Annotated in this window: 14 protein-coding genes; 9 read left to right on the top strand and 5 right to left on the bottom strand. The window is 73.3% G+C overall.

Annotation, left to right across the window (positions count from 1 at the left end; translation table 11 throughout):
- The first annotated feature begins 261 nt into the window (after nucleotides 1-261).
- Entirely contained in the window at nucleotides 262-1,425 is a 1,164-nt protein-coding gene (locus ACFYU9_RS14960) for an LLM class flavin-dependent oxidoreductase (RefSeq protein WP_389344887.1), read from the top strand.
- Nucleotides 1,426-1,432: 7 nt separating this feature from the next.
- A complete protein-coding gene (locus tag ACFYU9_RS14955) occupies nucleotides 1,433-2,551 on the top strand; it encodes an NAD(P)-binding domain-containing protein (protein WP_389344885.1) in 1,119 nt (372 codons plus the stop codon).
- Here ACFYU9_RS14955 and mltG read toward each other — a convergent pair.
- Both mltG and ACFYU9_RS14945 read right to left on the bottom strand, forming a co-directional pair.
- Nucleotides 2,499-3,386, bottom strand: a complete 888-nt coding sequence (gene mltG / locus ACFYU9_RS14950) for an endolytic transglycosylase MltG (RefSeq protein WP_389344883.1) — start codon at nucleotides 3,384-3,386, stop codon at nucleotides 2,499-2,501. The two genes, ACFYU9_RS14955 and mltG, sit on opposite strands and share 53 nt — an antisense overlap.
- A gap of 429 nt (nucleotides 3,387-3,815) precedes the next feature.
- Nucleotides 3,816-5,651 (bottom strand): ABC transporter ATP-binding protein, encoded by a 1,836-nt coding sequence (locus tag ACFYU9_RS14945; protein WP_389344881.1) that lies wholly within the window; start codon nucleotides 5,649-5,651, stop codon nucleotides 3,816-3,818.
- A gap of 165 nt (nucleotides 5,652-5,816) precedes the next feature.
- Here ACFYU9_RS14945 and ACFYU9_RS14940 point away from each other — a divergent pair, with 165 nt between their 5' ends.
- Together ACFYU9_RS14940 and ACFYU9_RS14935 are read left to right on the top strand one after the other, a co-directional pair.
- Nucleotides 5,817-6,278: a MarR family winged helix-turn-helix transcriptional regulator gene (locus ACFYU9_RS14940; RefSeq protein ID WP_389217377.1), complete on the top strand. Its 462-nt coding sequence runs from the start codon at nucleotides 5,817-5,819 to the stop codon at nucleotides 6,276-6,278.
- An 88-nt stretch (nucleotides 6,279-6,366) separates the two neighbouring features.
- The gene (locus ACFYU9_RS14935; protein ID WP_389344879.1) at nucleotides 6,367-9,291 is read left to right on the top strand and encodes an FAD-binding and (Fe-S)-binding domain-containing protein; all 2,925 of its coding nucleotides are present in this window, start codon (nucleotides 6,367-6,369) and stop codon (nucleotides 9,289-9,291) included.
- Between the two features lie 63 nt (nucleotides 9,292-9,354).
- Here the strand turns inward: ACFYU9_RS14935 and ACFYU9_RS14930 are convergent, their stop codons facing one another.
- Nucleotides 9,355-10,968: a peptide-N4-asparagine amidase gene (locus ACFYU9_RS14930; protein WP_389344877.1), complete on the bottom strand. Its 1,614-nt coding sequence runs from the start codon at nucleotides 10,966-10,968 to the stop codon at nucleotides 9,355-9,357.
- A 194-nt stretch (nucleotides 10,969-11,162) separates the two neighbouring features.
- On the opposite strand from ACFYU9_RS14930, the gene ACFYU9_RS14925 reads away from it, so the two are divergent.
- Both ACFYU9_RS14925 and ACFYU9_RS14920 read left to right on the top strand, forming a co-directional pair.
- Nucleotides 11,163-12,965, top strand: a complete 1,803-nt coding sequence (locus ACFYU9_RS14925; RefSeq protein WP_389344875.1) for an ABC transporter transmembrane domain-containing protein — start codon at nucleotides 11,163-11,165, stop codon at nucleotides 12,963-12,965.
- Complete coding sequence (locus tag ACFYU9_RS14920; protein ID WP_389344873.1) at nucleotides 12,962-14,743, top strand: ABC transporter ATP-binding protein; 1,782 nt, start codon at nucleotides 12,962-12,964, stop codon at nucleotides 14,741-14,743. Before ACFYU9_RS14925 ends, ACFYU9_RS14920 begins: the two co-directional genes overlap by 4 nt.
- A 146-nt stretch (nucleotides 14,744-14,889) precedes the next feature.
- Here the strand turns inward: ACFYU9_RS14920 and ACFYU9_RS14915 are convergent, their stop codons facing one another.
- On the bottom strand, nucleotides 14,890-15,681 hold the full coding sequence (locus ACFYU9_RS14915; protein ID WP_389217365.1) for a metal-dependent hydrolase: 792 nt from the start codon (nucleotides 15,679-15,681) through the stop codon (nucleotides 14,890-14,892).
- A gap of 127 nt (nucleotides 15,682-15,808) precedes the next feature.
- Here ACFYU9_RS14915 and ACFYU9_RS14910 point away from each other — a divergent pair, with 127 nt between their 5' ends.
- Nucleotides 15,809-18,382 carry a DEAD/DEAH box helicase gene (locus ACFYU9_RS14910; protein ID WP_389344871.1) on the top strand — a complete coding sequence of 858 codons (2,574 nt, stop codon included), beginning with the start codon at nucleotides 15,809-15,811 and terminating at the stop codon, nucleotides 18,380-18,382.
- A 64-nt stretch (nucleotides 18,383-18,446) separates the two neighbouring features.
- Nucleotides 18,447-19,310, top strand: a complete 864-nt coding sequence (locus tag ACFYU9_RS14905) for an acyl-CoA thioesterase (protein WP_389217360.1) — start codon at nucleotides 18,447-18,449, stop codon at nucleotides 19,308-19,310.
- A gap of 117 nt (nucleotides 19,311-19,427) precedes the next feature.
- Here the strand turns inward: ACFYU9_RS14905 and sigJ are convergent, their stop codons facing one another.
- Nucleotides 19,428-20,366, bottom strand: a complete 939-nt coding sequence (gene sigJ / locus ACFYU9_RS14900) for an RNA polymerase sigma factor SigJ (protein WP_389217740.1) — start codon at nucleotides 20,364-20,366, stop codon at nucleotides 19,428-19,430.
- Between the two features lie 140 nt (nucleotides 20,367-20,506).
- Here sigJ and ACFYU9_RS14895 point away from each other — a divergent pair, with 140 nt between their 5' ends.
- Entirely contained in the window at nucleotides 20,507-21,043 is a 537-nt protein-coding gene (locus tag ACFYU9_RS14895; RefSeq protein WP_389344870.1) for a YceI family protein, read from the top strand.
- Nucleotides 21,044-21,069 lie beyond the last annotated feature (26 nt).

Here is a 21,069-nt window from a genome sequence, read left to right as displayed (position 1 = left end):
CCTGCCGTTCGCGGAGCGGGACCGCGCGTCCACGCTCCGAGACGTCATTGACCGGGTCCGGGGCGGCTGGCTACGTTCGCGGCATGCTGCGTCCAGCCCTGCTCACCACGCGCGGTCACATCGACCTGCTGCGGGTGGCCTCCGCCGCGTGTCGTCGCGGCCGCTGACGCCCTGGGACTTCCTCCCCTCTTTCTTTGCGACTTCCTCGTTTCCTTTCTTCCACGGCGTGCTGACGCCGCGCGCCGGAAAGGCCGGTTCCGCATGACCGTCCACCTGCACTGGTTCCTGCCCACCGGCGGCGACGGCCGTACCCTCGTCGACCGCCATGTCTACGGCGACGGCGGCATCGGCCGGTCGTCCGCCGCCCGCGGCGTGCGCGCCCCCGACATCGGATATCTGACCCAGATCGCCAAGGCGGCCGAGCAGTTGGGGTTCGAGGCGGTGCTCACCCCGACCGGGACGTGGTGCGAGGACGCGTGGCTGACGACGGTGGCGCTCGCGCAGCACACCGAGCGGCTGAAGTTCCTGGTGGCGTTCCGGCCGGGGGTGGTCTCGCCCGTGCTCGCGGCGCAGATGGCGGCGACGTACCAGCGGATCACCGGTGGCCGGCTGCTGCTGAACGTGGTGACGGGCGGGGACGCGGCCGAGCAGCGGCGGTACGGGGACTTCCTGGACCACGACCGGCGGTACGCGCGGACCGACGAGTTCCTGCGGGTGGTGCGCGGGGTGTGGGGCGGGCGGCCGTACGACTTCGAGGGCGAGTACGTGCGCGTGGCGGGCGGGCTGACGGCGCTGCCGCCCGATCCGGTGCCGCAGATCTTCTTCGGCGGGTCGTCGGCGGCGGCCGGGCCGGTCGCGGCCGCGCACGCGGACGTGTATCTGACCTGGGGCGAGCCGCCGTGGCAGGTGAAGGAGAAGATCGACTGGATCCGGCGGCTCGCGGCGGAGCGGGGCCGCACCGTCCGCTTCGGCATCCGGCTGCACACCATCTCGCGGGACTCGGCGCGCGAGGCGTGGGCGACGGCGGAGCGGCTGCTCGACGCGCTGGAACCGGAGGCGGTGGCGGCGGCGCAGGCCGCGCTCGGCCGCACCGAGTCCGTGGGTCAGCAGCGGATGCTGGCGCTGCACGGCGGCGGCACGCTGGACCGGGACCGGCTGGAGATCGCGCCGAACCTGTGGGCGGGGGTGGGTCTGGTACGGGGCGGGGCCGGCACCGCGCTGGTGGGCAGCCACCGGGATGTCGCCGACCGCATCGAGGAGTACCACGACCTGGGCGTCGAGCACTTCGTGCTCTCCGGCTATCCGCATCTGGAGGAGGCGTACTGGTTCGGGGAGGGCGTACGGCCGGAGCTCGCCGCCCGCGGGCTGCTGCCCGTGCCCTCCGTGGGCCCGGCCCGGGAAGATCTCCGCCCCCTCCACAGTTAGTGGAACCGTGAACGATTTCGGGGTACAGGACGCACGGGACATCGACGTCGTCGTCATCGGCGCCGGCCAGGCCGGTCTCTCCGCCGCCTACCACCTGCGGCGCACCGGGCTGGAGCCCGACCGCGACTTCGTGGTGCTCGACCACGCGCCCCGGCCCGGCGGCGCGTGGCAGTTCCGCTGGCCCTCGCTCACCTACGGCAAGGTGCACGGGATGCACGCGCTGCCCGGCAAGGAACTGACCGGCGCCGACCCCGTGCGGCCGTCGTCCGAGGTGATCGGCGACTACTTCGCCGACTACGAGGAGACCTTCGGCCTGCGGGTGCACCGGCCGGTGGACGTCACGGCCGTGCGGGAGGGCGAGGCCGGGCGACTGCTCGTCGAGACGTCGGAGGGGACGTACGCCACCCGGGCGCTGGTCAACGCGACCGGCACCTGGGACCGGCCGTTCTGGCCGCGCTACCCCGGGCAGGAGACCTTCCGCGGCCGGCAGCTGCACACCGCGCAGTACCCCGGGCCCGAGGCCTTCGCCGGGCAGCGGGTGATCGTGGTCGGCGGCGGGGCGTCCGGGACGCAGCACCTGATGGAGATCGCGGACCACGCCGCCGCGACGACCTGGGTCACCCGGCGCGAGCCGGTGTGGCGCGAGGGCCCGTTCGGCGAGGTCCAGGGGCGGGCCGCGGTGGCGCTGGTGGAGGAGCGGGTACGGCGGGGGCTGGCGCCGCAGAGCGTGGTGTCGGTCACCGGGCTGCCGCTCAACGACGCGATCCGCGCCGCCCGGGAGCGCGGCATCCTCGACCGGCAGCCGATGTTCGACCGGATCACGCCGACCGGGGTGGCCTGGGACGACGGGCGGACCGTGGACGCGGACGTGATCCTTTGGGCGACCGGCTTCCGGGCGGCGATCGGCCATCTGGCGCCGCTGCGGCTGCGCGAGCCGGGCGGCGGGATCCGGGTGGAGGGGACCAGGGCGGCACGGGACCCTCGTGTCCACCTCGTCGGCTACGGGCCGTCCGCCTCGACCATCGGCGCCAACCGGGCCGGGCGCGCTGCGGTCGCCGAGATCCGGGACCTGCTCAGGAGCTCCCCGCCGACCGCGCCGCACCCGCAGCCCGCCGCTGCTCGTTGAACTCGGCCACGTTCGCCTGGTGTTCGGCGTAGCTCGCGGTGAAGCGGGTGTCGCCGGGCCGGACCGTCACGAAGTAGAGCCAGTCGCCCTTCGCCGGGGCGACCGCCGCCGCCATGGCCTGGTCGCCCGGGTTCCCGATGGGTGACGGCGGCAGGCCCCGGCGTTCGTAGGTGTTGTACGGGCTGTCGACGCGGGTGTCCTGGTGGCTCGTGTCGACGGTGTCGCGGCCGAGGGCGTAGTTGATGGTGGAGTCCATCTGCAGCGGCATGCCCTGGGCGAGCCGGTTGTAGACGACGCGCGCCACCTTGCCCATGTCCTCGGCGGTGTCGGCCTCGGCCTGGACGATGCTGGCCACGATCACCGCCTCGTGGACGCTGATCCCGTGCTGCCGGGCGCCTTCCGCGATGCGGGCGGTGCCGAAGCGTTTCCCCGCCGTCTCGACCATGTAGCGCAGCAGGCCCTCGGCGGTGGTGGCCTTGCCGACCGGATAGGTGGCGGGGAAGAGATAGCCCTCGGGGTTGCCGGCCGCGGCGGCCGGAAGCGCGAGTCCGGTGGCCGGTGCCTGGGCGGCCTTGCGGGCGGTGCCGGCCGGCAGCCCGAGGCCGCGGTCGACGGCCGCGTACACCTCGCCGCCCCGCCAGCCCTCGGGAATCAGCAGCGTGCGCTGCTGCTCGGGCGCGGGCCGGTCCGACGGGCCGCCGAGCAGCAGCAGCAGGGGCACGGTGACCGCGGCGGCGAGACCGAGGACGGCCCCCACGAGGAGGACGAGCCTGCCGCGCCGGGTGAGCCGGGAACGGCGGCGGCGGGGTGCGGGCTGCCAGGTCCGGTACGTCATGGTTTGCACGCTAACCCGGCCGCGGACCGATTCCGGGGAGCCCGCACGGAGCACGGGCCGGGATCGCACGCCGGGATCGCACGCCTGGAGCCTGGATTCGACGCCTCGATTCCACGCCGGGATCGCGGGCTGGGATCGCTCGCGGGATCCCGCACTTGCGGCGACGCCGCCGGCCCCCGGGGACGGGGGGGCCGACGGCGTCGCTCTCCTGCTGTGACGAAGGCGTCCGGCAGGCGTCAGGCAGGCGTCAGATCAGCCAGCCCAGGAAGTGGAAGACGCCGGCGAGCAGGTTGGTGATGACGTTCATGGTGGTGCTTCTCCTCGTGCAGAGCTTTCTGTGGGACTGCGCAGTCGCGGTCTGCAGCCCGTCGCTTGCGCACCGTAATCATCAGCCGCCACACGGGAGTCGGGCAACGAAATCCGGGACGATCACACGTTCTGGGGAACAACCGCTCCCACGTTCGTGTGTTCGTCACGGCGTACCAGGGCGGCGTACCGGCCGTCGAGCGCGAGCAGTTCCTCGTGCGTGCCGCGCTCGGCGATGCGGCCGGCCTCCAGGACGACGATCTGGTCGGCGTCGCGGACGGTGGAGAGCCGGTGGGCGATGGTGATGGTGGTGCGGCCGGCGGAGAGCGCGTCGATGGCCTGCTGCACGGCGTGTTCGGTACGGGTGTCGAGCGCGCTGGTCGCCTCGTCGAGGATCAGCACGGGCGGGTCGCGCAGGATGGTCCGCGCTATCGCCAGGCGCTGCTTCTCGCCGCCCGAGAAGCGGTAGCCGCGCTCGCCGACGAGGGTGTCGTAGCCGTCGGGCAGCGAGGCGATGTGGTCGTGGATCTGTGCGGCCCGGGCGGCCGCCTCGATCTCGGCGTCGCTGGCGTCGGGCTTGGCGAAGCGCAGGTTGTCGGCGACGGAGGCGTGGAAGAGATAGGTCTCCTGGGAGACCACGCCGACGGCGCGGGCGAGGCTGTCGAAGTCCAGGTCGCGCACGTCGACCCCGTCGACGGTGACGCGGCCCTCGGTGACGTCGTAGAGCCGGGGCACCAGATAGCTGAGGGTGGACTTGCCGGAGCCGGTGGGGCCGACGACGGCGAGGCTGCCGCCGGCCGGGACCGTGAGGTCGATGCCGTCGAGGGTGGGGCGGCCCGCCTTCTCGGGGTCGTACCGGAAGCCGACCTTCTCGAAGGCGACCTCGCCGGCGACCTTCGGCAGGCGCACCGGCTCGGCGGGCTCGGTGATGTCGACGGGCAGGTCGAGGTATTCGAAGATGCGCTGGAAGAGGGCGAGCGAGCTCTGGATCTGCACGCCGGTCGACAGCAGGCTGACGGTGGGCCGGAAGAGGCCCTGCTGGAGCGAGACGAAGGCGACGAGCGTGCCGAGCGAGATCGCGGGGCCGCCGATGGCGTGGGAGAGGCCGGCCGCCCAGTAGAGCAGCGCGGGCATGGCGGCCATGACGATGCCGATCACGGACATCCGCCAGCGCCCGGCCATGGAGGAGCGCACTTCGAGGTCGACGAGGCGCTCGGACTCCTCGGCGAAGGAGGCCGTCAGGGAGTCGGCACGGCCCATGGTGCGGCCGAGCAGGATGCCGCTGACGGACAGGGACTCGGTGACGGTCGCCGCCATGGCGGCCATCTGCTTCTGCCGCCGGGTGGTGATCCGCTTGCGCTCGCGGCCGACCCGGCGGCTGATCCACGCGAAGACCGGCAGCAGGAGCAGCGAGACGAGGGTGAGCCGCCAGTCGAGGGCGAGCATGGCGACGACGGTGGCGACGACGGAGGTGAGGTTGGAGACCAGGGAGGTGGCGGTCGAGGTGACCGTCGCCTGCATGCCGCCGATGTCGTTGGCGATCCGGGACTGGACCTCGCCCGTGCGGGTGCGCGTGAAGAAGGCCAGCGGCATCCGCTGGAGCTGGGCGTAGACCCCGGTGCGCAGGTCGTGCATGACGCGCTGGCCGACGGTGGTGGAGATGAGGGTCTGGAGCACGCCGAAGACGCCGGAGACCACGGCGGTGACGATCATGCCGAGCGCGAGCAGGCTGAGCAGCCCCGTGCGGCCCTGCGGGATCGCGGTGTCCAGGATCTCGCGGAGCAGGAACGGGGAGGCGATCGAGACCAGCGACGAGGCGGCCACGAGCAGGCCGACGACGGCGAGCCGGCCCCGGTAGGGACGGAACAGCCGCAGGATGCGCCGCAGCTGGGCGGGCTCCTCGGGGCGGGTGGGGTCACGGTCGGGAGGTGTCCAGGTGGACTCGTCGTGCGGGCGCATGGGCTCCTACGTGGGTGCGGTCGGGTGGGGTGGGGTGGGGTGGGGTGGCCGCGCCGCCGCCGTCAGGGCGACGGCGGAGAGGCGTCCTCAGTATTTCGAGGCTTACGGAGCATAGTTCATTGTTACCTATGCTCACAATGCACGAGGTCCTGATATTGTTCCCGTATGAGCACCCCGGCCCGCCCCGACTCCCCCGACCCCGACGGTGTCCTCGCCGAGCAGCTGCTCCGCCTGACCCGTCGGCTGCACCGCTTCCACAAGCGGTATCTGGAGCCGGCCGGCATCACGCCCGCGCAGTTCCGGCTGCTGCGGGCGGTCGTGCACTACGAGGAGCCGCCCCGGATGGCCGATCTCGCGGCCCGGCTGGAGGTGGTCCCGCGCGCGGTGACCAGCCTGGTCGACGCCCTGGAGGCGAGCGGCCGGGTGCGGCGGGTGCCCGATCCGGTGAACCGCCGGGTGGTGCGGATCGAGCTCACCGACGCCGGCCGCGACACGCTGAGGGAGCTGCGCAGCGCGCGCCGCGCCGCCGCAGAGGACATCCTGGCCCCACTGACCGTCGAACAGCGCGAGGTGCTCGGAGGTCTGCTGTCCACCCTGGTCGACCAGGGCCCGGAGCGCGCCTGCTGAGACCCGGCCGGGTGCGCGGGACCGCCGGGCGCGCGGGACCGGCGGGCAGGCTCCCGGGCGCGGCTCGCGCCGGAGGGGAGCCGTGGCCATGCCCGTACTGGAACCGAACCCGCAGTCCCTGCGTGCCGGTACGAAGCGGCGGGCGGCGCCCGACCGGGTGCCCGATCTGCAGGCCCGGGGCACGCCGAAGCACCTGCGGGAGGAGCTGGTGGCGCTCCTCGGTCCCAAGAAGGTGCTGGGGCGGATCTCCGACCTGGTCCGGTACGCCTCGGACGCCAGCCCGTACCGCTTCGTGCCGCAGGTGGTGGTGGTCGCCGAGGACGTCGACGACGTGTCGGCGGTCCTCTCGTACGCGCACGGCAAGGGCCGCGAGGTCGTGTTCCGGGCCGCCGGGACGAGCCTCAACGGGCAGGCGCAGGGCGAGGACATCCTGGTCGACGTGCGGCGCCACTGGGCGGGCGTGGAGGTCCTGGACGGCGGCGCGCGGGCCCGGATCCGGCCCGGTACGACCGTGGTCCGGGCGAACGCGGCGCTCGCCCCGCACGGCCGGGTGCTCGGCCCCGACCCGGCGAGCGCCATCGCCTGCACGCTCGGCGGCGTGGTCGCCAACAACGCCTCGGGCATGACGGCCGGGACCACCCGCAACTCCTACCGGACCCTCGCCTCGCTCACCTTCGTGCTGCCGAGCGGGACGGTCGTCGACACCGCCGACCCGGCCGCCGACGAGGAGCTGGCGCGGGCGGATCCCCGGCTGTGCGCGGGGCTCCTGGGCATCAAGGCGGAGATCGAGGCGGACCCGGAGCTCACGGCCCGGATCCGCGCCAAGTACGCCATCAAGAACACCAACGGCTACCGGCTCGACGCCTTCCTCGACGGCGCCACCCCCGTCGAGATCCTGCGCGGTCTGATGGTGGGCTCGCAGGGCACCTTCGGCTTCCTCTCCGAGCTCGTCTTCGACACCCTCCCGCTGGACCGGAAGGCCGCCACGGCGCTGCTCTTCTTCCCGTCGCTGCCCGCCGCGGCGGCCGCCGTGCCCCGCTTCAACGACGCGGGCGCGCTCGCCGTCGAGCTGATGGACGGCAACACCCTGCGGGCCTCGGTGCGGGTGCCCGGGGTGCCCGCCGACTGGGCGGAGCTGCCGAAGGAGACGGCGGCGCTGCTCGTGGAGTTCCGGGCGCCGGACGAGACCGCGCTCGCGGCGTACGAGGAGGCCGCCGCGCGGGTCATGGCGGACCTGCAGCTGGTGGCGCCGGTCGCCTCCGTCGCCAACGCCTTCACGCGCGACGCGGGCACGATCGCCGGGTACTGGACGGCCCGCAGGGCGTTCGTGACGGCCGTCGGCGGCTCCCGCCCGAGCGGTACGACGCTGATCACCGAGGACTTCGCGGTGCCGCCGGCCCGGCTCGCCGAGGCCTGCGCGGAGCTGCTCGGACTCCAGGCCCGGCACGGTTTCGACGCCGCCGTCGCCGGTCACGCCGCCCACGGCAACCTGCACTTCCTGCTCGCCTTCGACGCCGGTGACCCGGCGGACGTGGAGCGGTACGCGGCCTTCATGGACGAGTTCTGCAAGCTGACGGTGGAGCGCTTCGACGGCTCCCTGAAGGCCGAGCACGCCACCGGCCGCAACATCGCGCCGTTCCTGGAGCTGGAGTGGGGGCCCAAGGCGACCGAGCTGATGTGGCGGACGAAGGAGGTCATCGACCCGGACGGCGTGCTCGCGCCCCGGGTCGTGCTCGACCGCGACCCGCAGGCGCATCTGCGCGGCCTGAAGACCATCCCCACCGTGGAGCCGGTCGCCGATCCGTGCATCGAGTGCGGCTTCTGCGAACCCACCTGCCCCAGCGGCGATCTGACGACGACCCCGCGCCAGCGGATCGTGCTGCGCCGGGAGATGATGCGGCAGGCCGACGGATCGCCGGTCGAGACCAGCCTGTTGGAGGCGTACGGCTACGACGCCGTCGACACCTGCGCCGGAGACTCCACGTGCCGGCTGGCCTGCCCGGTCGGCATCGACACCGGTGCGCTGATGAGGCGGTTCCGGCACGAGCGGCACTCGCCGCGCGAGGAGCGGACCGCCGCGCTCGCCGCCCGGCACTTCCGGGCCGTGGAGGCCGCCGCGCGGCTCGCGGTGGCGGCCGGGAAGAAGGCCGGCGACCGGTTCCCGGAGTCGGCGACGGGCCTCGCGCGCAAGGCCGTGCGGCCCGATCTCGTACCGGAATGGCTGCCCGAGCTCCCCGGCCCGGCCGCCCGCCGGCTCCCCCGCACCCATCGGCCGGCCGCCGTCGCCGTCTACTACCCGGCCTGCGTCAACCGGATCTTCGGCGATCCGGAGGGACACGTGGGCCCGTCGCTGCCGGAGGCGGTGGTGGCGCTGTCGGCCCGCGCCGGGCGGCCGGTGTGGATCCCGGACGACGTGGCCGGCACCTGCTGCGCGACGATCTGGCACTCCAAGGGCTACGAGCGCGGCGACGAGGTGATGGCGAACCGGGTCGTGGAGGCCGCCTGGGGCTGGACGGCCGGGGGCCGGCTGCCGCTGGTCGTCGACGCGTCCTCGTGCGCGCTCGGCCTCGCGCGCGAGGTGGTGCCGTATCTCAGCGACGACAACCGGGAGCTGCACGCCGAGCTGACGGTCGTCGACTCGCTGGTGTGGGCGGCGGACGAACTGCTGCCGCGGCTCGACGTGCGCCAACGGGTCCGCTCCGCCGTGCTCCATCCCACCTGCTCCATGCGGCACCTGGGCGACGAGGAGCAGCTGCGCCGGCTCGCCGAGGCGTGCGCCCAGGAGGTCGTGGTGCCGGTCGACGCCGGCTGCTGCGCCTTCGCGGGCGACCGGGGCATGCTGCATCCGGAGCTGACGGCCTCGGCCACCGCGCGCGAGGCGGCCGAGGTCACGGCCCGGCCCTTCGACGCGCATCTGTCGGCCAACCGGATGTGCGAGATCGGCATGGAACGGGCCACCGGCCGTACGTACCACTCGGTGCTCCAGGAACTGGAGCGCGCCACCCGCCCGTGAGCCGCCGGCCGGCAGGGGCGCGGTGTCCGGGCCCGGGGCGCTCCCGGGCCCGGACACCGGTGCTCAGCAGCGGCGCGCGTCCTCGATCAGGGTGCCCTGGGCGGTCTTCAGGGTCCGGTCGTAGCAGCCCTCTGAGCCGTACAGGCGGTAGCGCTCCTCGCTGGTGCCGACGGCGTGGCGCTGCTCGCGCGGGACGCCGAGGTTGAAGGCGGCGTCGCCGGTGTAGGTGTCGTCGAGCCGCGACCAGGACAGCCGCTTGCCGCCGCGCACGACGGCGACGTCGGCGCGGTCGCCGACGGTGAGGACGGTCCGCAGCCGGTTGGCGGCGTCCACGCTGATCTCGCCGTCCATGGTGAACGTGCGGTGGGTGCGGGTCGCGGTCCGGCCGACGGTCACGGTCTCGTCGTCGCTCCAGCGGGCGGCGAGCGCGTCCGGGTTCTCGTCGGCGCCCCAGCGGTGGGTGGAGCGGTGGTCGACGGTGCGGGTGACGGTGGTGTCGACGCGGCCGTGCGAGGTGTTCAGATGGCCGGCGACGGTGAGCGTGTGCCCTCCCGTGGTCTGCAGGACGTCGGGCGTGCCGGCCGAACCGGCCGTGTACACGGGCGCGTTGCGCAGGGTGCCGGCCTCGTGGCGGTCCAGGCCGCCGGTGACGACCGCACTGCCCTTGTCCTGCCACAGCAGCACGTTGGCGGGGACGCTCCAGCCGCTCTGTCCGGCCGGGACGCCGGCCACGGAGACCTCGACGCGGTGCGCGCGGCCGTCGTTGAGGACGGCGGCGAAGGGCGTGAGGTCGTAGACGACGGGCTGGACGTCGAAGGCGCGCGGCGCGGGGGTCACGTACCAGAGGAAGGGGTTGGACCAGCCGCCGGTCCACACGTGCGGGAACGGGGCGGCGATGCCGGCGAGCTGTCCGTCGACGCTGATCTGCACCTCGCGGTACGGGCCGTCGCTCGCCTTGCAGGAGTACGGGGCGGCGTCGGGCACGGTGAGGTACCAGAACTCCTCGCAGCCGCCGCCGGAGCCGGTGGCGTACACCTCGGCGAGGATCCGCTCGGTGTTGCGCGGGGTGGTGAGGCCGTCGCCGGTGAGCGGCAGCACCCGGTCGGGGGTGGCGGCCGGCTTCACCTTGCCCTGGGCGGTGTAGAAGGTGAGGGTGACCCGGACGTCCAGGACGCCGGTGTAGGTGTCGTTGACGACGTTGCCGATGAGCATCTCGACGGACTGCGGACGGCTGAGGGTGTCGCGGTAGCGGGTGACGTCCTTCTCCACCGACCAGGCGATGCCCTCGGGCGAGGGCTCGGGGGTGGAGGTACGGAGGATCTCGACGCCGCCGACGGTGAGGTAGCCGAGCCGGTCGTACTGCCGGCCCTTCACCTTCCCGTCGAGCCGGAGCACGACCTTGTTCCAGCGCGTGCCGCACTCCTTGGGCGGGGTGTAACTCCCCTTGTACGGCGTGAAGTCGCGGAACTGGTTCTCGGCCAGCGTCACTTCGCAGCTGCGGGTGCCCGGGGTGTCGATCGGCGGCGCCGCGGTGACCGGGTCGTGCCAGTCGGTGGTGAACTCGGCCGGCGGGGTCGCGGGGGCCTCGTCCGCACCGGCGGTGGCGGGGGCGGCGAGCAGCAGTCCGGCGGCCAGGGTGAGGCCGCCGATCATGCTCATGATCTTCCGTTGTCTCATGGGTCGTGAGTGAAGCGCGGGCCGGGTGACGCGGTCCAGAGGGCGTGGGCCCGGCTTGGCCTGATCTGTTCGCAGTTGCCAGAAAATCGATTGCCGGAGGGTGGCTCGCGGAGGAAACCTTGCAGGGTCCGGGGTGCTTGGGCCTGATCCGCCGGACAGGCCCTCGAGGCCCCCGTCGAAACGCTTGGGGCGTCATGCAGATCAAAGACCTTCCCTACGCCGACCCAGGAGTGCCGGACGTCCGCTCGGGACCGCGGTTCCTGCTCTGGCTCGGACGCAGCCAGCTCGGCGGGCAGTTGAAGTGCCTGCTGTGGGGGATGCTCCTGCAGCTCGGCATCGCCGGGCTGCCACTGGGCGTCGGCCTCGCCGTGCAGGCGGTCGTGGACCGTGACGGCGGCCGGCTCGCGCTCGGCACCGGGCTGCTCGTCGTGCTCGGCGTGGCCATCGCGACCGGCGACGCCATGGTCCACCGGGTGAGCGTGACCAACTGGATCACCGCCGCCGCCCGCGTCCAGCAGCTGCTCTCCCGCAAGACGGCCGAACTCGGCGCGGTCCTGACCCGGCGGGTCGCGGCGGGCGAGGTCGTGGCGGTGTCCACCGCCGACGTCGAGAAGATCGGCTGGTTCGTCGAGGCGGTGTCCCGCTTCGCTTCCGCCGCCCTCACCCTGGTCCTGGTCTGCGCCGGGCTGCTGCTCTACCAGCCGGACCTGGGACTGGTCGTCGCCCTCGGCGTGCCCGTGCTCGCGCTCGCCGCGCTGCCGCTGCTCCCGAGCGCCACCCGCCGGGCCGACGAACAGCGCGAGAAGGCGGGCCGGGCCACCGAACTGGCCTCCGACACCGTCGCCGGACTGCGGGTGCTGCGCGGCATCGGCGGCGAGGAGCTGTTCCTCGGCCGCTACCGGACCGCCTCCCAGGAAGTGCGCCGGGCCGCCGTGCGCAGCGCCCGGATGTGGGCGCTGATCGCGGCGATCCAGGTGCTGCTGCCGGGTCTGCTGCTCGCGGCCGTCGTCGTGTACGGGGCGCGGCTCGCGCTCGACGGGCGGATCACGGTCGGCGAACTGGTCACCGTGTACGGCGCGGTGGCGCTCACCCACCACCCGCTGCGCAACTTCGAGGAGATCGCCATGGCGTACTCCTTCTCACGGCCGTCCGCGAAGCGCGCGGCCCGGGTGCTGGCCCTGAGCCGGACGACCACCGCGACGGGCGGCGCCGGCGAGCTCCGCCCGGGCGGCGAGCTGTACGACCCGGTGACGGGGGTGCGCGCGCCGGCCGGGCTGTTCACGGCCGTGGTGTGCGGCGACCCGGACGAGGCCGGGCGGCTCGCGGACCGGCTCGGCGGCCATCCCGCGGAGCCGGCCGAGGACCACTCCTCGGTGCTGCTCGGCGGCACGGCCCTGGACGGGCTCTCGCTCGCCGCCGCCCGTGCCGCCGTCCTCGTCCAGGACAAGGACCCGGTGCTGCTGTCGGGCACGCTGCGCGAGCTGTTCGACGTGCCGGCGTCGGGCCGGGTCGCGGTGGCCGGGGCGCTGGCGGCGGCGCAGTGCGGGGACGTCCTCGACGCCCTCGCACAGGCGTCCGTGGACACGGACGGCGACCCGATGCGGACCCGGATCACCGAGCGCGGCCGGTCGCTCTCCGGCGGCCAGCGCCAGCGGCTCGCCCTGGCCCGGTCCCTGGTCACCGACCCCGAGGTGCTCGTCCTCGACGAACCGACCTCGGCGGTCGACTCGCACACCGAGGCCCGGGTCGCGGCCGGGATCCGCCGGCTGCGGGCCGGGCGGACGACGGTGGTGCTCGCCTCGTCGCCGCTGCTGCTCGACGTCGCCGACCGGGTCGTCCTGGTCGACGGAGGCACGGCGGTCGCCATGGGCACCCACCGCGGACTCCTCGCGGCCGAGCCCCGTTACCGGGCCGTCGTCACCCGCGAGACCGACGACGAGCTGACCCTCGACAAGGAACTGGGCCGCCTCGGCGAGCTGGAAGGAGAAACGGCATGATCGGCGTCGCGCCGCCGGAATACGACCCGGCGGCTCCCCGGTCCGCGACCACCCTGCCCGTGGGCTCGGCGGCGACGGTCCGGGCGTACGTACGGGATCTGCTGCGCCGTCACCGGGGCGCGTTCGCCGCCCTGGTCACGGTCAATGTGGTCGCGGTCATCGCCTCGATGGCGGGGCCCTGGCTCCTCGGCACGGTCGTCGAGGACCTGTCCGCCGGGATCCGGGAGCTCCATCCGGGGCGCACGGCCGCCCTGTTCGCGGTCGCCCTGCTGGTCCAGACCGTGTTCACACGGCTGGTCCGGCTGCGCGGGGCGATGCTCGGCGAGCGGATGCTGGCCGATCTGCGCGAGGACTTCCTGGTGCGCTCGGTCGCGCTGCCGCCGGGTGTCCTGGAGCGGGCCGGCACGGGCGATCTGCTGTCGCGGATCACCACCGACATCGACCGGCTGGCCAACGCGATGCGCGAGGCCGTGCCGCAGCTGGTCGTCGGCGTGGTGTGGGCGGCGCTGCTCGTCGGCGGCATCGCGGTCACGGCGCCGCCGCTCGCCCTCGCGCTGCTGGTCGCCGCGCCGCTGCTGATCGTGGGCTGCCGCTGGTACTTCCGGCGGGCGCCGGCCGCGTACCGCTCGGAGGCGGCCGGTTACGCGGCGGTGGCCGCCGCCCTCGCGGAGACCGTGGACGCGGGCCGTACGGTCGAGGCGCACCGCCTCGGCGCGCGCCGGATCGCGCTGTCGGACCGGCGGATCTCCGAGTGGACCCGATGGGAGCGGTACACGCTCTGGCTCCGCACGGTGCTGTTCCCGGTCGTCGACCTCACCCACACCCTCGTCATCACCTCCGTGCTGCTCGTCGGCGGCGTCCTCGTCTTCCAGGGCCGGCTCGACGTCGGCCAGCTGACCACGGGCGCGCTGCTCGCGCAGATGCTGGTCGACCCGATCGGGATCGTGCTGCGCTGGTACGACGAGCTCCAGGTCGCCCAGGTGTCGCTCGCCCGCCTGGTGGGCGTCCGGGAGATCGAGCCCGCCTCCGGCGACCAGCGGGTACGGCCCGAGGGGCGGGCCGTCCGGGCCGACGAGGTGCGCTTCGGCTACCGCGACGGCGTGGACGTGCTGCACCGGGTGTCGCTGGACGTCGCCCCGGGCACCCGGCTCGCCCTGGTCGGCCCGTCGGGCGCCGGGAAGTCCACCCTGGGCCGGCTGCTCGCGGGCATCTACGCCCCGCGGACGGGATCGGTCACGCTCGGCGCGGCCGAGCTGGCCCGGATGCCGGCCGAGCGGGTGCGCGAGCACGTGGCCCTGGTCAACCAGGAGCACCACGTCTTCGTCGGCTCGCTCCGCGACAACCTGCTGCTCGCCCGGGCGGGCGCCGCGGACGAGGAGCTGTGGGCGGCGCTCGCGGCGGTGGCCGCCGACGGCTGGGCCGGTGCCCTCGACGGCGGCCTGGGCACCGAGGTCGGCTCGGGCGGCCTGGCCCTCACCCCGGCCCAGGCCCAGCAGGTGGCGCTGGCCCGGCTCGTCCTGGCCGACCCGCACACCCTGGTCCTGGACGAGGCCACGTCGCTGCTGGACCCGCGCGCGGCCCGCCACCTGGAGCGCTCCCTCGCCAAGGTCCTGGACGGCCGCACGGTCGTTGCCATCGCGCACCGGCTGCACACCGCGCACGACGCCGATCTGATCGCGGTCGTCGAGGAGGGCCGGATCAGCGAGCTGGGAAGTCACGAGGAGCTGGTGGCGGCGGACGGGGCGTATGCGGCGCTGTGGCGGTCCTGGCACGGCTAGACCGGATCCGTCATCCGGGATCCCGGATATGGGATCCGGGATCCGGGATCCGCCATCCCGCATCCCGCATCCCGCATCCGTCATCCCGGATACGAAAAGGGCCGCCCCGGATCCCTCCGGTGCGGCCCTCCCACAGACGGCGAGCGCTACAGATAGCCGAGCGCCGACGCCCCGCCCACTCCGCCCAGCACCATGAACACCGGCATCAGGACCTTCAGCTCGACCCAGCTGCCCGCGCGGAAGCGCATGCCCTTCGGCGGGCCGAGCGGGTACCAGCGCTTGCGGCCGATCGGGATGGGCCACAGGATCGGGCAGCCGGAGACGGTCAGGGCGTCGCCGATGTCGTGGACGAGGGCACCGAGGACGATCGGCAGGCCCAGCCACAGGTACTGCTGGCCGGGCTCGGTGAAGAGCCAGTCGGCGCCGTTGCCCGGCTGGTCGAGGACGCCGGCGAGGATCCAGGCGCTGGTGGCGCCGAGCAGCCACACCAGGACGTCGCTGGACATCCGCGCGGCCCGCCACAGCAGGCCTTCGACCGCGAGCACGAGGTGCACGAAGAGGATCGCGAGGACCGCCCAGCGGCCGCCGGTGACCGCCGCGACCGAGCAGCCGCCGCCGACCAGGACCGCCCACAGCCAGGTGTGGGTGAGGGTGCGGTGGCCGCCGGAGCGGCGCGGGTCGTGGGAGGAGCGGGTGGCCTTGTAGACGGCGTAGGACAGCTTGTCGACGACCTCGCACAGGCCGCGGCTGACCGGGCCGAAGGCGCGCGAGATGGTCGCCGACTTGTGGTCGAGGTCGGGGGCGAGGGCGGCGCCCGCGCAGATGAGCGCGCCGACGACGAGAACCGGCCAGGGCATCGGGTGGTCGAAGGCCGCGGCCGCCGCTCCGACGCCCAGCCAGGCCGCCGCTCCGGACAGCGAGTGCGCCGGTCCCATCATGATCGTTCCCGCCCCGTCTCTCCGCCGCCGCACGGCGTGCGTCGCCGTTTCCTCGTGCCCCGGCGCGCAGTTGACGGCCGGTCGGCAGGCCGGCCGCGCGGCCGGCCGACGGGTCAGCCTATCGTCCGTGATCTTCGATCCGATGGCCGGTTCCCTCATCCGAACGGAATCCAGGCAAGATGGGGGCGTGACCCTTATCGATCAGCTGCCGCCGACCGCCGACCCCGACGCCCTCTTCGAGGCGTTCTCCACCTGGGCGGAGGACCGGGGCATCACGCTCTACCCGGCCCAGGAGGAGGCGCTGATCGAGGTGGTCTCCGGGGCCAACGTGATCCTCTCCACGCCCACCGGCTCGGGAAAGTCGCTGGTCGCGGCGGGTGCGCACTTCACGGCGCTGGCCAACGACCAGGTCACCTTCTACACGGCGCCGATCAAGGCGCTGGTGTCGGAGAAGTTCTTCGACCTGTGCAAGATCTTCGGCACGGAGAACGTCGGCATGCTGACCGGCGACGCCTCCGTGAACGCGGACGCGCCGGTGATCTGCTGCACCGCCGAGGTGCTCGCGTCGATCGCGCTGCGCGACGGCAAGGACGCGGACATCGGCCAGGTCGTGATGGACGAGTTCCACTTCTACGCGGAGCAGGACCGCGGCTGGGCCTGGCAGATCCCGCTGCTCGAACTCCCCCAGGCGCAGTTCGTCCTCATGTCGGCGACGCTCGGCGACGTGTCGATGTTCGAGAAGGACCTGACCCGGCGCACCGGGCGGCCGACCTCGGTGGTGCGCTCGGCGACCCGGCCGGTGCCCCTGTCGTACGAGTACCGGCTGACGCCGATCACGGACACGCTCACCGAGCTCCTGGAGACCAAGCAGGCGCCGGTGTACATCGTGCACTTCACCCAGGCGCAGGCGGTGGAGCGGGCGCAGTCGCTGATGAGCATCAACATGTGCTCGCGCGAGGAGAAGGACCGGATCGCCGAGATGATCGGCAACTTCCGGTTCACCACCAAGTTCGGCCAGAACCTCTCCCGCTACGTACGGCACGGCATCGGCGTGCACCACGCGGGCATGCTGCCGAAGTACCGGCGCCTGGTGGAGAAGCTGGCGCAGGCGGGTCTGCTGAAGGTCATCTGCGGTACGGACACCCTCGGCGTCGGCGTCAACGTGCCGATCCGCACCGTGCTGTTCACGGCCCTGACGAAGTACGACGGCAACCGGGTGCGCACGCTGCGCGCGCGTGAGTTCCACCAGATCGCGGGCCGGGCCGGCCGGGCCGGCTTCGACACCGCCGGTTTCGTCGTGGCGCAGGCGCCCGAGCACGTCATCGAGAACGAGAAGGCGCTGGCGAAGGCCGGCGACGACCCGAAGAAGCGCCGCAAGGTGGTCCGCAAGAAGGCCCCGGAGGGCTTCGTCGGCTGGACCGAGTCCAGCTTCGAGAAGCTGATCGCGGCCGAGCCGGAGCCGCTGACCTCCCGCTTCCGGGTCACCCACACCATGCTGCTCTCGGTGATCGCCCGCCCCGGCAACGCGTTCGAGGCGATGCGCAAGCTCCTGGAGGACAACCACGAGCCGCGCCGCAACCAGCTGAAGCACATCCGCCGGGCCATCGCGATCTACCGTTCGCTGCTCGACGGCGGTGTCGTGGAGCAGCTGGACACGCCGGACGCCGAGGGCCGCACGATCCGGCTGACCGTCGACCTCCAGCAGGACTTCGCGCTCAACCAGCCGCTGTCGACGTTCGCGCTCGCCGCCTTCGACCTGCTGGACCCGCAGTCGCCGTCGTACGCGCTCGACATGGTGTCGGTCGTCGAGTCGACGCTCGACGACCCGCGCCAGATCCTGCACGCCATGCAGAACAAGGCGCGCGGCGAGGCGGTCGGGCAGATGAAGGCCGACGGCGTCGAGTACGAGGAGCGGATGGAGCGGCTCCAGGACATCTCGTACCCGAAGCCGCTCGAAGAGCTGCTGTGGCACGCGTACAACGTCTACCGCAAGTCGCACCCGTGGGTCGGCGACCACCCGGTGTCGCCGAAGTCGGTCATCCGTGACATGTACGAACGGGCGATGACCTTCACGGAGTTCACCTCCTTCTACGAGCTGGCGCGCACCGAGGGCATCGTGCTCCGCTATCTCGCGAGCGCGTACAAGGCGCTCGACCACACCATCCCGGACGACCTGAAGACGGAGGACCTGGAGGACCTGATCGCCTGGCTGGGCGAGATGGTGCGGCAGGTCGACTCCTCGCTGCTCGACGAGTGGGAGCAGCTGGCCAACCCGGAGGTGGAGTCCGCGGAGGAGGCCCAGGAGAAGGCCGACCAGGTCAAGCCGGTCACGGCGAACGCCCGCGCGTTCCGGGTCCTGGTGCGCAACGCGATGTTCCGCCGGGTGGAGCTGGCGGCCCTCGACCACGTCGACGAGCTCGGCGAGATGGACGCGGAGTCCGGCTGGGACGCGGACGCCTGGGGCGAGGCGATGGACGCGTACTGGGACGAGTACGACGACCTCGGTACGGGTCCGGACGCGCGCGGCCCGAAGCTGCTGGCGATCGAGGAGGACCCGGCGCACGGCGTCTGGCGCGTCCGGCAGACCTTCGCCGACCCGAACGGCGACCATGACTGGGGCATCAGCGCGGAGGTGGACCTGGCGGCCTCGGACGAGGAGGGCCGGGCGATCGTCCGCGTGACGTCGGTCGGACAGCTGTAGGCACTCCCCCGTACCGGCACTCACGCATACAGGCACTCCCGGAAGACTGGAAGAGGAGCACGAGGTGACGAACCCCGCCGAGAGACTCGTGGATCTGCTCGATCTGGAGCGGATCGAGGTGAACATCTTCCGCGGCCGCAGCCCGCAGGAGTCGTTGCAGCGCGTCTTCGGCGGGCAGGTCGCCGGCCAGGCCCTGGTGGCGGCCGGGCGCACGGTGGACGACGAGCGCCCGGTGCACTCGCTGCACGCCTACTTCCTGCGGCCGGGCCGGCCGGGCGTGCCGATCGTCTACCAGGTGGAGCGGGTGCGCGACGGGCGCTCCTTCACCACCCGGCGGGTCACGGCGGTCCAGGAGGGCCGGACGATCTTCAATCTGACGGCCTCCTTCCACCTCCCGGAGGAGGGCGCCTTCGAGCACCAGCTGCCGCCGCGGCACCTCACCGACCCGGACAGCCTGCCGAACCTCGCGGACGAGATCCGCGACCACCTGGGCACGCTGCCGGAGGCCCTGGAGCGGATGGCCCGCCGGCAGCCCTTCGACATCCGCTACGTGGACCGGCTGCGCTGGTCGAAGGAAGAGGTGCACGGCGCGGATCCGCGCAGCGCGGTGTGGATGCGGGCGGTCGGGCCGCTGGGCGACGACCCGCTGGTGCACACCTGCGCGCTCACCTACGCCTCCGACATGACGCTGCTCGACGCGGTGCGGATCCCCATCGAGCCGCTGTGGGGTCCGCGCGGCTTCGACATGGCGTCGCTGGACCACGCGATGTGGTTCCACCGGCCGTTCCGGGCCGACGAGTGGTTCCTGTACGACCAGGAGTCGCCGATCGCGACCGGCGGGCGCGGCCTGGCCCGCGGCCGGATCTACGACCGCGAGGGCAGGCTGCTCGTATCGGTGGTCCAGGAGGGCCTCTTCCGCAAGCTCTAGCCCCCGAGATCTGATCCACGAGCCGAGGCCCCCCGCTCCGGTCCACGAGCCGTGGCCCACCCGCTCTGATCCACGAGCCGTGGCCCACCCCCTCCGGTCCACGGCTCGGGAGCGCGTCTACTCCTGCGTCGTCCAGGGGCGGAGCTTCTCCGGGTTGCGTACGGCCCAGATGCCGGCGATCCGGTCGTCGGCGATGTCGAAGGCGAACACGGCGACGACGGCGCCCTCGTGATGGACCGTCAGTCCCGGCTGGGCGTTGACCGTGCGCTCCTGGAAGGTCATTCCGGGGGCGAGGGCGATCAGGTCGACCAGGTAGTGGGCGATCCGCTCGTGGCCCTCGACCGGGTGCAGCGCGGCGGCGACGAGACCGCCGCCGTCGGCGACGACCGTGGCGTCCGGGGCGAGCAGGCCGACCAGGGCCTTGATGTCCTTGGCCTCCCAGGCCCGCTTGAAGTCCCGGACCAGTCCGGCGCGCCGGGCGTCGGGCGCGGCCGCGGCAGCCCCGGCGGCCGGGCGGGCCGTGTGGACGCGGCGGCGGGCCGAGGAGGCGAGCTGACGGCAGGCGGCCGGGGTGCGGCCGACGATCTCGGCGACCTCGGGGAAGGCGTAACCGAAGACGTCGTGCAGCACGAAGGCGACGCGCTCGGCCGGCGTCATCGCGTCGAGGACGACGAGGAAGGCCATGTTGACCGACTCGTCCAGCGTGACCCGGTCGGCCGGGTCGGCCGTGGCGTCGCCGGGCCGCTCGCCGATCCACTCCGGGCGCCCGGGCACCGGCTCGGGGATCCACTCGCCCACGTAGCTCTCGCGCCGGACCCGCGCCGAGCCGAGCACGTCGAGACAGATGCGACTGGCGACCCGGGTCAGCCAGGCCGCCGGGTTGGCGATGTCCGCGCGCTGCTCCGGCGCCATCGCGTACCAGCGGGCGTACGTGTCCTGGACGACGTCCTCGGCGTCGGCCAGCGAACCGAGCAGCCGGTAGGCGACCCCGATCAGCTGCCGCCGCTCGCTCATGACCGCCCCGAGCTCCTGGTCGGGTTCGGACGGGCTGTTCATGGTGCCACCGGCCTTCTCCTCGCGCGTACTCACACCCCTACGACGAGACAGCCCCGCGAAATGTGAGACGGCCGGCCTGACATTCCGGGGCGCCGTCTCGTCGTACGGGCGAACCCCACCACGTACGAGGAGCGACCACCATGTCCACCACGACCACCGCTCTCGCCGCACTGACCGGCGACTACGTTCTCGACACGGGCCGCACCCGCATCGGCTTCGTGGCCCGCCACGCCCTGTCCACCCGGGTACGGGGCCACTTCGACGACTTCGAGGGCCGGGCGCACCTGGACGGCGCCGTCCCGGCCCGGTCCCACGTGCGGCTCACCCTCCGCGCGGACAGCATCCGCACCGGCAACGCGCGGCGCGACGAGCACCTGTGCGCCGCCTTCCTGGGCACGGCCGGGTTCCCGGCCGTGGAGTTCGCCTCGACCGAGGTGCGGCGCACCGGCGACACCCGGTTCGCGGTGACCGGCGACCTCACCCTTCGGTCGGTGACCCGGCCGGTCACCCTCGATCTGGAGCTGACCGGCGGCGGCGACGGCCACCGGGTCGCGCTGCGCGGCGGCGCCGTGATCGACCGCTTCGCGTGGGGGGTGAACCAGAACGCGGCGACCCGCTTCATGGTGAGCCCGAAGGTGCGCCTCGAACTGGAGGTGGCGGTGCTGCGGCTGGGCTGACGCGTGTGCCGGCCGGGGTGTCACAG

The organism is Streptomyces sp. NPDC004327, from assembly GCF_042873935.1.
In the GTDB taxonomy this organism is placed as follows: domain Bacteria; phylum Actinomycetota; class Actinomycetes; order Streptomycetales; family Streptomycetaceae; genus Streptomyces.
Note: the sequence above shows the minus strand (reverse complement) of the source record. Positions and strands in the feature narration are given on the sequence as shown.

What these genes read in the sequence shown, in the direction of transcription:
- ACFYU9_RS14895 (WP_389344870.1), top strand. Translation starts at nt 20,507, where the DNA reads ATGTCCACCACGACCACCGCTCTCGCCGCACTGACCGGCGACTACGTT.
- ACFYU9_RS14930 (WP_389344877.1), bottom strand. Translation starts at nt 10,968, where the DNA reads ATGAGACAACGGAAGATCATGAGCATGATCGGCGGCCTCACCCTGGCC.
- sigJ (WP_389217740.1), bottom strand. Translation starts at nt 20,366, where the DNA reads ATGAACAGCCCGTCCGAACCCGACCAGGAGCTCGGGGCGGTCATGAGC.
- ACFYU9_RS14925 (WP_389344875.1), top strand. Translation starts at nt 11,163, where the DNA reads ATGCAGATCAAAGACCTTCCCTACGCCGACCCAGGAGTGCCGGACGTC.
- ACFYU9_RS14960 (WP_389344887.1), top strand. Translation starts at nt 262, where the DNA reads ATGACCGTCCACCTGCACTGGTTCCTGCCCACCGGCGGCGACGGCCGT.
- ACFYU9_RS14935 (WP_389344879.1), top strand. Translation starts at nt 6,367, where the DNA reads ATGCCCGTACTGGAACCGAACCCGCAGTCCCTGCGTGCCGGTACGAAG.
- ACFYU9_RS14945 (WP_389344881.1), bottom strand. Translation starts at nt 5,651, where the DNA reads ATGCGCCCGCACGACGAGTCCACCTGGACACCTCCCGACCGTGACCCC.
- ACFYU9_RS14915 (WP_389217365.1), bottom strand. Translation starts at nt 15,681, where the DNA reads ATGATGGGACCGGCGCACTCGCTGTCCGGAGCGGCGGCCTGGCTGGGC.
- ACFYU9_RS14940 (WP_389217377.1), top strand. Translation starts at nt 5,817, where the DNA reads ATGAGCACCCCGGCCCGCCCCGACTCCCCCGACCCCGACGGTGTCCTC.
- mltG (WP_389344883.1), bottom strand. Translation starts at nt 3,386, where the DNA reads ATGACGTACCGGACCTGGCAGCCCGCACCCCGCCGCCGCCGTTCCCGG.
- ACFYU9_RS14920 (WP_389344873.1), top strand. Translation starts at nt 12,962, where the DNA reads ATGATCGGCGTCGCGCCGCCGGAATACGACCCGGCGGCTCCCCGGTCC.